Origin of the sequence: Vibrio sp. 10N.222.49.C9, from assembly GCF_041474985.1 — a bacterium.
GTDB classification, from domain to species: domain Bacteria; phylum Pseudomonadota; class Gammaproteobacteria; order Enterobacterales; family Vibrionaceae; genus Vibrio; species Vibrio crassostreae_C.
On the sequence record NZ_JBFRVD010000265.1, the window covers coordinates 1 to 391 of the forward strand.

Below are 391 nucleotides of genomic sequence, written 5' to 3' on the forward strand. Positions count from 1 at the left end.
ATCAAGCCCTGTGAGTACACGCCCCAGCTAATGATAGGGATTAGCACGCACACGGGTGATGAGGTAGAGTCGATAATAAAGGCCAGCTTCTCACGGCTTAGTTTTAGCTTGCTAAAGATTGGCGAGAACATGGGTCCTAAGATAAGCGAGTTACCCGAATCGGTAAAGAACACACCGATACCCGTTGCCCACGTCGCCACCTGCGCCTTTAAAGGCGATGAAATATAGCGTGTCGCCATAGTGGAGAACGCTGTCATCCCGCCGCTTTGCTCTACAAGGTAGATAAAGCCAGAGATGATGGTAATAACAATAATGATTTGCGCATTAGTAGTTTGAGCGAGTTGGGCAAACGGACCGTCCGTCAAAAACATCAATGCGGTGTCTACAGGGT

Annotated in this window: 1 pseudogene; it reads right to left on the reverse strand. The window is 48.8% G+C overall.

The features are described from left to right. Positions 1–371, reverse strand: a pseudogene (locus AB4585_RS23070) (hypothetical protein); the annotation flags it as partial. Positions 372–391: the final 20 nt, after the last annotated feature.